The organism is Mycobacterium sp. (genome assembly GCF_051006775.1).
Lineage (GTDB): Bacteria > Actinomycetota > Actinomycetes > Mycobacteriales > Mycobacteriaceae > Mycobacterium.
On the sequence record NZ_JBPCSX010000015.1, the window covers coordinates 37,686 to 47,759 of the forward strand.

12 protein-coding genes are annotated in these 10,074 nt (G+C 66.1%); 2 read left to right on the plus strand and 10 right to left on the minus strand.

Translation table 11 applies throughout. The features are described from left to right. Nucleotides 1-6 precede the first annotated feature (6 nt). A complete protein-coding gene (locus tag ACR2JI_RS00920) occupies nucleotides 7-855 on the plus strand; it encodes a fasciclin domain-containing protein (protein ID WP_526387045.1) in 849 nt (282 codons plus the stop codon). Nucleotides 856-940: 85 nt separating this feature from the next. Here ACR2JI_RS00920 and ACR2JI_RS00925 read toward each other — a convergent pair whose 3' ends face one another. The 8 genes from ACR2JI_RS00925 to ACR2JI_RS00960 all read right to left on the minus strand — a co-directional run bounded on the left by ACR2JI_RS00925 (nucleotide 941) and on the right by ACR2JI_RS00960 (nucleotide 8,301). Further along, nucleotides 941-1,741: an enoyl-CoA hydratase/isomerase family protein gene (locus tag ACR2JI_RS00925; protein WP_526387047.1), complete on the minus strand. Its 801-nt coding sequence runs from the start codon at nucleotides 1,739-1,741 to the stop codon at nucleotides 941-943. A gap of 2 nt (nucleotides 1,742-1,743) precedes the next feature. Continuing rightward, the gene (locus tag ACR2JI_RS00930) at nucleotides 1,744-2,889 is read right to left on the minus strand and encodes a thiolase family protein (protein WP_526387049.1); all 1,146 of its coding nucleotides are present in this window, start codon (nucleotides 2,887-2,889) and stop codon (nucleotides 1,744-1,746) included. A 63-nt stretch (nucleotides 2,890-2,952) separates the two neighbouring features. Further along, complete coding sequence (locus tag ACR2JI_RS00935; RefSeq protein WP_526387051.1) at nucleotides 2,953-4,674, minus strand: DUF3556 domain-containing protein; 1,722 nt, start codon at nucleotides 4,672-4,674, stop codon at nucleotides 2,953-2,955. Between the two features lie 8 nt (nucleotides 4,675-4,682). Then, nucleotides 4,683-5,201: a DoxX family protein gene (locus tag ACR2JI_RS00940; RefSeq protein WP_526387053.1), complete on the minus strand. Its 519-nt coding sequence runs from the start codon at nucleotides 5,199-5,201 to the stop codon at nucleotides 4,683-4,685. Then, a complete protein-coding gene (locus ACR2JI_RS00945) occupies nucleotides 5,198-6,400 on the minus strand; it encodes a DUF1298 domain-containing protein (protein ID WP_526387055.1) in 1,203 nt (400 codons plus the stop codon). Before ACR2JI_RS00945 ends, ACR2JI_RS00940 begins: the two co-directional genes overlap by 4 nt. A gap of 12 nt (nucleotides 6,401-6,412) precedes the next feature. Next, entirely contained in the window at nucleotides 6,413-7,294 is an 882-nt protein-coding gene (locus ACR2JI_RS00950; protein WP_526387057.1) for an alpha/beta fold hydrolase, read from the minus strand. Between the two features lie 9 nt (nucleotides 7,295-7,303). Next, on the minus strand, nucleotides 7,304-7,807 hold the full coding sequence (locus ACR2JI_RS00955) for a hypothetical protein (RefSeq protein ID WP_526387059.1): 504 nt from the start codon (nucleotides 7,805-7,807) through the stop codon (nucleotides 7,304-7,306). Beyond that, nucleotides 7,804-8,301, minus strand: a complete 498-nt coding sequence (locus ACR2JI_RS00960; RefSeq protein WP_526387061.1) for an Rv1363c family protein — start codon at nucleotides 8,299-8,301, stop codon at nucleotides 7,804-7,806. The genes ACR2JI_RS00955 and ACR2JI_RS00960 overlap by 4 nt, the downstream gene beginning before the upstream one ends. 66 nt (nucleotides 8,302-8,367) lie before the next feature. Between ACR2JI_RS00960 and ACR2JI_RS00965 the strand changes: the two genes are divergently transcribed. Beyond that, on the plus strand, nucleotides 8,368-9,222 hold the full coding sequence (locus ACR2JI_RS00965) for an alpha/beta fold hydrolase (protein WP_526387063.1): 855 nt from the start codon (nucleotides 8,368-8,370) through the stop codon (nucleotides 9,220-9,222). Here ACR2JI_RS00965 and ACR2JI_RS00970 read toward each other — a convergent pair. After that, entirely contained in the window at nucleotides 9,212-9,727 is a 516-nt protein-coding gene (locus tag ACR2JI_RS00970; RefSeq protein ID WP_526387065.1) for a DUF1942 domain-containing protein, read from the minus strand. The two genes, ACR2JI_RS00965 and ACR2JI_RS00970, sit on opposite strands and share 11 nt — an antisense overlap. A 101-nt stretch (nucleotides 9,728-9,828) precedes the next feature. Then, nucleotides 9,829-10,074: hypothetical protein (locus tag ACR2JI_RS00975; RefSeq protein ID WP_526387067.1), on the minus strand; the 246-nt coding region annotated here is incomplete at its 5' end.

Genomic DNA, 10,074 nt, shown 5'->3' on the forward strand with positions numbered 1-10,074 from the left:
TTTCTCGTGAGCACTCGTACCAAGAGCCTGGGCGTCCTGGCGGCCGCTGTAGCCGTCGCCGTAGCCATCCCGACCGCAATCCAGGCCTACGCAGATCCCACCCCGTCGCCGTCCCCGGTGGCGCCGGCCGGACCAGTCCCGACCTCCACCAAGGTGCCCGACCCGCAGGGTCCGGGGTGCGACGCCTACCGCAGCAAGAACCCCGCCGGACCGGCCTCGATCGCCTCGATGGCGCTGCAGACCGCCTCCCAGGCAATCGCCTCCAACCCGGATCTGAGCACATTCAGCGCCGCAATCTCGGGCAAGCTCAACCCCGAGATCAACATCGTCAGCGTGCTCGACGGCGGCCCCTATGTGGTCTTCGCGCCCACCAACGATGCGTTCGCCAAACTCGATCCGGCCACCCTGGAGACGCTGAAGAGCGACCCGCGGGTGCTACTGCCGGTGCTCTTCTACCACATGGTGCTGGGCTACCTCACCCCCAACGACGTGCAGGGCAAGATGCCCACCCAGGACGGCCGCCAGGTGGTGGTAAGCGGCAAGGGCGGCGACGTCAAGGTCAACGACAACAGGATCGTGTGCGCCTACACCGCCCACGGTGCCTACATCTACATGATTGACACCGTGCTGACCCCGCCGACGCCGGGCGGCTCGACGGCCGCCTCGACGTCGACTGCGTCCACGTCGGCTACCTCGACGACCGAAACAACCGGTGCCACCGAATCGGCATCGGCGACGTCCTCGGCGGCTCCGTCGGCCACCGAGGCTCCCCCGGCGACGACAGCTGCTCCGTCGGCGACCGAGGCTCCCGCACCGGCGGCGACGACGCCGACGACGCCGAAGGCCGCCGCCTGACACCACGTCACAACGCGCGAGCGTGCGTGTCGGTACATCGACACGCCGCTCGCGCGTTCTTTTTGCGCACGCTCGGACTGGTTGCCTAGCGCGCCTTCCAGACCGCGGGCCGCTTCTGAGCGAACGCCAGCGGGCCTTCCATGGCGTCCTCGGAGGTGAACACCGTGCGCATCTCCCGGTTTGACCGCTTCCAGGCGTCCGTCTCTGCAGTGATGGCACCCTCGTCGGCTCCGGCCGCCACCCGCTTGCTGGCCTGAACCGCCAGCGGTGCGTTGACGGTGATCCGCTCGGCCAGCGCCACCGCGGCGTCGAGCACTGAGCTTGTGTCCGCGACGACCTCATTGATCAGTCCCCAGCGCAGTGCCTCGTCGGCGCTGATCGGCTCGCCGGTGAGCAACAGTTTCATGGCGACCTTGCGGGGAAGCTGGTCGACGATGCGGAACATTCCGCCGGCCGCGGCCACCAGCCCGCGCTTGACCTCGGGCAGGCCGAACTTGGCACTGGCCTGCGCGATGACGAGGTCGCTGGCCAGAGCGATCTCGCTACCACCACCGAGTGCGGTGCCGTTGACGGCAGCGATGATCGGCTTGTCGATGAAGTGCTGGACATAACCGGCGAAACCCCACTCCGGATGATCCGGGTGGAAGATGTTCTGCCCCTGGGAGATCGCCTTGAGGTCAGCGCCGGCGCAGAACGACTTGTCGCCCGCACCGGTGATGATCACGGCCCAGATCTGCGGGTCATCCTGCGCCTGCTGCAGCGCATCACCGACACCGATGCTCACCGCAGCGTTTACCGCGTTGCGCGCCTCCGGCCGGTTAATGGTGATGATCAGGGTGTTACCCCGACGCTCGGTGAGAGCGCCGGGGGTCACGTCGTCTGTCATGCCTACAGCAGTTCGAGAATCGTTGCGTTTGCCTGACCGCCACCCTCGCACATGGTCTGCAGACCGTAGCGAATGTTGTTGTCCCGCATGTGATAGAGCATCGTGGTCATGATGCGCGCGCCCGAACCGCCGAGAGGATGGCCCAGCGCGATCGCCCCACCGTTGGGGTTGAGCTTGGACTCATCGGCGCCGATCTCTTTGAGCCAGGCCATCGGAACCGGAGCGAACGCCTCGTTGACCTCGAACACGCCGATGTCGGACACACTCAGACCGGAACGCTTGAGCGCCTTCTGAGTGGCCGGGATCGGCGCGGACAGCATCATCACCGGATCAGCGCCGGCCAGCACCGCGGTATGCACCCGGGCAATCGGCTTGAGGCCCAACGACTTCGCCTTCTCTGCGGACATGAACAGCAACGCGCCCGAGCCATCGGAGATCTGCGAGGAGTTACCGGCGTGGATCACGCCGTCCTCCTTGAACACCGTCTTGAGTGCGGCCATCTTCTCCAGGGTGGTACCCAGGCGGATGCCCTCATCTTTGAGCACGATGTTGCCGTCGGGATCCTTGATTCCGACGATCTGGTCGTCGAAGGCGCCGGAAGCCTGTGCCTTACCGGCCTTCTCATGCGAATCCAGCGAGAACTGGTCGAGCATGGTGCGGGTCAGGCCCCACTTCTCGGCCATCATCTCCGCGCCGATGCCCTGGTTGGGGGTGCGGGTGTAACGGGCCTTGAAGTTCTCCGAGTACGGGTTCCCGCCGTTGGCCAGCGAGGCTCCCATCGGGGTCCGCGACATCGATTCCACACCGCCGGCGATAACAGCGTCGTAGTGGCCGGCCACCACACCGGCCGCGGCGAAGTGCACTGACTGCTGGCTCGAGCCGCACTGGCGATCCACCGTCACACCGGGGATGGTCTCCGGCCAACCGGCCGTCAGCACCGCGGTGCGGGCGATATCGAGCGCCTGCTCACCAGCCTGCATAACGCAGCCCCAGATGACATCGTCGACGATCTCGGGGTCGATTCCGGCGCGCTGGGCCAGTCCGTTGAGGACCTGCGCCGACAATTCCGCCGGGTGCACGCCCGACAGGCCGCCGTTGCGCTTGCCGACCGGTGCCCGGACAGCCTCGACAATTACCGCTTCCGCCATCAACTTCTCCTTAGTTCTTCAGGTGGGTTCAGCACCGATTCTGACAACCAACCAACCGTTTGGTCAAAGTCTGTCCACGTGAACCGGCAGATTGTCCTCCCAGGGCTGGCAGGTGGCCATGTCGGCGACGCTGACGTAGCCACTCTCGAACTGCCCGGTAGCGGCGTCGACCAGGCGATACTGCTGGGTCTGTCGGTGGATGGGCTGGGCATCGAGCAGCACCACCCGGACTTCTCCCGGCTCGAAATGGCAGCGGCGCTGCAGGGCCGCGATGAGCTGCTCGTTGTGCATATGACCATCACCGAAGTTCCAGCCGATAGCCATGCTGCAGATCCGCTCGCCGTCGGTGACCGAGTAGTCGTCCTCGTTGCGGCCCGCCATCGCGCGGTGGGCCAGGGTGAACAACGCCCTGCCGTGGGTATTGAAACTGCGGAAGGCGTATCCCATGTAGAGCGGGATCTGGGCCGCCTCTTTGCTGCCGTAGAACTTCTCCAGTTGCGCGGCCGGCATATTGGCGATCGCCACGATGCCGCGCGCCATCTTCTCCTCGGCGGACGGCGTGACGCACCACAGCGTGGTGTCCCAGTTGCCCGCGTAGTACCGCATACCCGGCAGGAACGAGATCTTGCGGGGCATCAGGTTTCCGGCGATGACCATCGTCACCAGGGCCGCGAAGAGCAGCACCGGTAGCGGGTTGGTCATCTGCGTGATCCGGACATCGGCGTGGCCGACGAAGAGCGACAGCACACAGAAGATCATGAAGACGTTCCACTCCAGCGGCACACCCATCGGGATCGCCGACAGGATGCCGAAGTGGAAGGTGATCATCACGAAGGCCGCGATCGCGGTCGGCCAGCCGCCGTGCGAGAACAACAGGACCAGCGGCACCAGCATTTCGATCGCGGTGCTCAGGTGCGCGACCAGCCGCGCCGGCCACCCGGGCCGCAGATCGTCGGGGAAGTGATGGAAGAACTTTCGCTTCAGTGCGCGCGGCCTCATCACCGGGCTGTTGGACATCATCGTGGACACCACGAATGGGAAGTGCCGGGTCAGCTTGGAAGTTCCGGCTCCCAGCCAGATCACGATGCAGACCAGCTTCGCGGCGATGATCACATTGATCCCGCCGAAGAGGAATGCGGCGACGAACGGGGCATACACCTCGCCGCGGGCGGCCAGGAAGATGACCTTGTCGCGCAGTCCCGCGACCGCCAGCAGCGCCAAAACAGCGCAGGACTGCCAGGCCGGCAGTAGTCCGATCTCGGTCCCCAGCGCCGGTATCGGGCCGGTGCCGTCAGAAACCAGCGCGATCACCAGCACCACCAGCAGGGCGCCGTAGAGCAGGACGTCGACCGGCTCGCGATTGTCACCGCGGGTCAGCGGTACCCGACTCGGCCATGGTGGCAGCCGAATGGTGTTGGTGCGCAACCAGTACAGCGCCGAGCCCATCGGCGGGTAGAACCTGTTGTTCAGCGGCCCGAAACCGCAGCCGAGTCCGACGACCTCAAACAACATCGTGAAGAGGACGACCTTCTGGAAGACGATCGGCTCGGTCCACCACGACCCGATCGTGCTCCAGCCATCGATTCCCTTTGTGGCCAACGCGAACAGCGCGGCGAACAGGATGTAGAGCAGAATCTTGACCACGTAGAACAGGTGCAGGGCGATCGGGGCGCCGAACCCGACCTCTGCCCAGTGCCGGGCCATCGGCCGGATCTTCTCGGCGCGGGTCCCCTTGCTCCACTCGTCGAAATCGATGACGGGTACGTCCTGCGAGAGAAATCCCATTCCTATGTTTAGCCGATCTTGGCGGGCGGACGGTAGAAGATCGCCAACTGCCCGATACCGCCGGCCAGACCCAGGCCCAGGGCGATCGCCAGACCGCGCCAGCCGTGCAGCAGGTGGTAGCTGTCGCTGCCGGCGAATAGCAGATGGTCCAAGCTGTAGCGGCCGGCGCCAAGTGCGGCCAGTGCCACCGCCGCACCGGCCAGCACCAGGTTGTACTCCCAGCCTTCTTTGACGATGAAGAAGCCGTTCCTGCGATGCACTGTCCAGGCCGCCACCAGCATCAGTGCCACGAAACCCGCGGCACAGACCGGGGTCAGCAGCCCCACCGCCAGGCCCAGACCAGCGGCCATCTCGGTGGTGGCTGCCAGTCGGGCGTGGAACCTACCCGGCTTCATCCCAATGCTGTCGAACCAGCCCGCGGTGCCCGCCAGGCCACCGCCGCCGAAGAACTTGTTGTAGCCGTGCGCGGCCATGGTGATCCCGAGGGTCAACCGGAGGATCAGCAGTCCGAGGTCATAAGCGTTCACCCTTGGGAATCTAGAGCATGCGTAAGTCGGTCCAGATATCTGCCGACGTCGATATTGGCGGAGTCCGCATGCACGCTCAGCGCCACGGTGTTCCCGATGCCGTGCACCCCGTGGGTCAGGCTCATCATCGGCGATAGCGCCGGATACCCGGCAGTGAGCCGAACCGCACAGCCGCCGAAGGACAGATCGGCAGCTCCGCGGTTGACGCTGGAGACCACCGTGTTGCCGGTGACCTCGGATGCGCGTCGAACCGGGTCGAATTGCCGGACTCCCCAGCGCAGCAGGGGGGCCGGCACCGCGGCGAATGCGGCCCGCGATGCGCGCATCGCCGGATGCGCACCGCGGCGGTGGCGAGCGGCCAGTTCCTCCGCGATACGCCCGGCCCGATCCTCCCGGGTCGACTCCGGATGCAGACCGATACCGACGTTGTGGAAGTTGTTGTTGGCGCCTGAGATCGGCAGGGCCATGGGGATCTCCGCTCCCAGCCGCCCGGAGTCCTCGCCGGACTCGGCGAGGTAGCCGCCGAGGGCTTCGGAGATCGCCACCAGAGCGGCGACGGTCACGGTGGGATGCCGCAGCCGACTTCGCTCGACCACCAGCGTCCGCAGTGCCGGGGTGGACTGCGGTCGGGCATTGACGCTAAGCGGTGGCCGGGTGCCTGCCGGCGGAGCAACCAGACCGGCCTGGGTGTCGGCGACCAGTTGCCGGTGTGTGCGTGCCGCAATCGCTGCCCGCCACAGCAGCGATCCACTCCCCGACCGCGGGACTGCCGGCACGGGCCCCGGCCTACCGAGAAGTGCCGCGGCGAGGGCCGCCGAGCGGGTGCCATCCCCGAGCGCATGGGAAATCTGCACAACGACGACATTCGGCGGAAAGACATGAAACCGCCAGCACATCTGTTGTGTATCAAGCTGATCCAGTCCGGACAGCGAATCCAGACAGTCCTGCCAACCGCGGGCCTCGTGCACCACGAACTGATCGGGTGAGATACCGCCGGGCACCCAGCGGGGATAGCGCCAGTGGAGGTCGTCGCGCACCCGCAGTTTGAGCTCGTCGCAGGCAAGCGCGCGGCGGCGGACCTCGTCGAGCGACTGTGCAATCCCGTGGGCCTTCAGCTCCCCCTCGAAGGCGTACAGCAGGAACTGGTCATTGGGCATCGTCGCCGACAGCCATAGCAGCTGCGCATCGGCGGGCGCCATTGCTCGCATACGTCAGCTCAGGAACTCGATGATCCGCCGGCCGACCTCGTCGGGCTGGTCGAGCTGCAGGAAGTGTCCGGCCCGCTCGAGGACGGCGACGTCGCTGCCCGCAGGCAGCACCGGACGGACCAGCGGGGTGAAAGCCGCTGTCATACAACCGTCGTCAGCGCCGTGCAGGTACAGGGTGGGCAACTGCGGCGCCTCGGTCCACCAGCGGTGCAGTTCGGCGTAGCGGGCCGGCGGCCGGTAGAAGCGGAGGGTTGCCCGATACAGGCCGAGGGCAGCGCGCCAGTTCTCCGGCGCTCCGATCGAGGCCATCACGTGGCCGATATCCTCGCCGGCTTCCAGGCCGGGAGACCACCGCCGCCACAACCGCGGCACAATCCAAGATCCGGACCGTTCCGGCGCGAACGGCAGCTGGAAGTAGAACATGTACCAGCTGCGCCGAAGCTGACCGGGCAGCAGCGGCAACCAGCGCCGGAACGAATGCTGCAGCGTCGGCGTCGGCGGCACCGACATGATCACCGCTTTGCGGAAGGGGCTGTCCGGCATGGCCGCGAGGCCATTGGCAGCCAACGCGCCCCAGTCGTGTCCTATCACCACGTCATCGGAGGTCGGATTCACCGCCGCACGCACCCGCATCGCATCGTCCATGATCGCCCCCAGGTGGTAGGCGCCATCGGACGGGAGCCCCGAGGGCAGGTAGCCGCGCATGAACGGCGCCACCACCCGATAGCCGGCGTTCACCAGATGGGGTGCGAGCTTGCGAAAACCATGGGGCGTGTCGGGAAAACCGTGCAGACACAACGCGATCGGGCCGTCGTCGGCGCCCCAGGTGAGCGCCGTCAGGCGCACCGCCGGCGTCTCGACTTCCAGCCAACGCGGTTCTTCCATCATCGCCTCCTAGACCGGTTCGAACGCGGCGATCAGCCAGTGGCCGTCCACCTTCTCCATACTCACCCGCACGCTGGAGGCGGTCAGGTTGGGAGGTTTTGTGCCCTCGGTGAGGGTCTGGTCGACGAATGCCAGCACAACGGCATGGTCGGAATCCGCCGACACCACCGACACGGCAGGGACCTTCGCCACGGCGGAAATACGGTCCTGTTTGGCGCTGGGCACCACGACGGTCTGGATCAACTGCGTATAGGCGTCGAGGAAAGGTCCGGTGAGCCCTTTGCGCGCATCATCGAGAGTCGCCTCGGCGGTATCGGGCTGGTAGCTCAGAATCGCGACGATCGAATCCCGAGCGGCGTGGGCCGCATCGGTACCGGAACGTTCGGCGTCGCGCCGCGATGAGGTGTCCCAGGACAGCCAGATGGCGCTGATCACCAGGAGAAGCGCCAATGCGGGCAGGGCGAACTCGCGCAACCGGTCCCGAGTCAACCACCGGGGAAGTTTTGCGGTCACGGCACGAACTCCACGCGCGAGACCTTGTATCCGTCATCGACACCGGTGACCGACACCCGAAGCCGCCACGCCTTCGGCTGCCGCTCGGGCACACCGCGATTGGATGTCATGACCGTCATGGTCAGCAGAACCTGACCCTCGTCGCCCCCGGCGGATTCGATGCCCGCTTCGTTGACGGTGCCCACCGATTTGGACTGTGCTTTGCGGGCAGCGTCGGCGAAGGGCTTGGCGCGCTGTTCGAAGTCGTCATGGAAGCTGCCCGTCGAGGCATCCAGGATGCGTTGCACGTCGGAATCGACGTGCTCGTGATCGATGGTGGTGAGGCTGATCGCTCCCTGGCGTGCCGCCTGCACCATCGCCTGGCGGCGCTGCTCACCCTGACGGACCTGATAATCGCGGTATCCGAGCCAGCCGGTGATCAGGACGAGTGTCGCGAGCGCGGCGAGGGCAAGGCGGCGGCTCTTAGGCCGCGGGGCTACCGGCTCGTCACTCACCGGGTCGAGGCTACCGCCCGGTCATCCAGGTAACGTGCAGAGCACCCAGGCTGTGAGAGGAGCTTTGTGACCGCGATACCGGCTACCGTCGAGTTCCTCGGGGAGGGTTCGTTGATCCTGGTCGGCGACGAATGGAATCGGGGGGTCACAGATCCGGGCCGGCCGACCATTCTGATGCTGCACGGCGGCGGCCAGAACCGGTTCTCCTGGAAGAACACCGGCGCGGTGCTCGCCGAGCACGGCTTTCATGTGATCGCCCTCGATGCCCGGGGCCACGGTGACAGCGCCCGCTCCCCGATCGGGGACTACACCGTCGACACGCTGGCCCGCGATGTGGCGGCGGTGCTCGAACAGATCGGCCGGCCAGTGGTGCTCATCGGCGCGAGCATGGGCGGCCTGACCGGAATCGTGGCCGCGCACCGAGCCGGACCGCAGGCGGTGACCAAGCTGGTGTTGGTCGACGTAGTGCCGCGCTTCGAGTCCGAAGGCACCCATCGCATTCGCGACTTCATGACTCGTCATGTCCACGGCTTCGAGAACCTCGAGCAGGCTGCTGATGCGATCGCCGATTACCTTCCGCACCGCAAGCGGCCGCGCAATCTCGACGGACTCAAGAAGAATCTGCGTCATCGCAACGGCCGCTGGCACTGGCACTGGGACCCGGCATTCGTCACCAGCGTCAGCGACAGCAATCCGTTCGTGGAAGTCGAGAAGCTCGAGCAGGCCGCCGTCGACTTGGAGATCCCGATCCTGTTGATCCGCGGCAAGCTATCCGATGTGGTGAGTCCGCAAGGCGTGGAAGGCTTTCTGTCGAAGGTTCCCACCGCCGAATTCGTCGAACTCTCCGACGCCGGGCACACCGCGGCCGGTGACGATAACGACGCGTTCAGCGAAGCCGTCGTCGCATTCGTCACCCGCTAGGGGCGGGTCCCCACACCGCAAGCGTCTTACCCTTCGGATCCCGCAGCGCCACCTGGGTGATCGTCTGACCCAACGGAACATCGAATGCGACATGGCCCGCGATGCTCTGGCCTGGGTCGAGTTGGCCGGAGGTGATGCCCGGCTTCACCGCACCGACCGCGGGGGCAAGGTTTGATCCGTCTGGTCCGGCGGCGACGAAGTAGAAACCGTTGTACACCGTTGTGCCGATTTGAGCGTCGATGGTGACATCGACGGCGTACATGGTCCCGGTGGCCGGAATGATCTGCGCGTCAACGGGAACGGGGCTGAGGTTGGCCACCGTGTAGGCCGCTGTGCCACCGGCCGCGGTGATAGTCAGCGTCGAGCCCAGTGTGGCCACCTGCGGAGCCGACTGCGACGTGGTCGCGTTTTCCGGGTCGGTAGCTGTGGTGGCGGTCGGCGCCGGAGCGCTGCAGGCGGTTGCCAGCAGAACGACCGCGATCGCCATCGGGACACGCGTCGTCACCGGGTCAATCCGCCGCATTCATGCTCATGGTGGTCATTCAAGCACCGATCGCCGAACCTGGAGTCGACCGCACACCGTTGCGGTTCGCCACCGCACGCGTCTCACAGCTTTTTCCCGAAGAAGAGCTCCGAGGCGGCCGCCGAGGTGAGGCCACGGTTCTTGATCTCCCACGCGATGGCACAGAGCTGCCCGACTGCGCGTTCCGCCAGCGTCCGATGGGGTTCGTAGCCAGGCTGGATGAGGAATGTGACCGTCTCCGCCGGGGCGTAGCCGTCGCTGCTCTCGGTGATCGTCGCCTGGACGAACGAGAAGGCATCACCGCCGTTGTGGCCGCTCTCAAGTTCCCA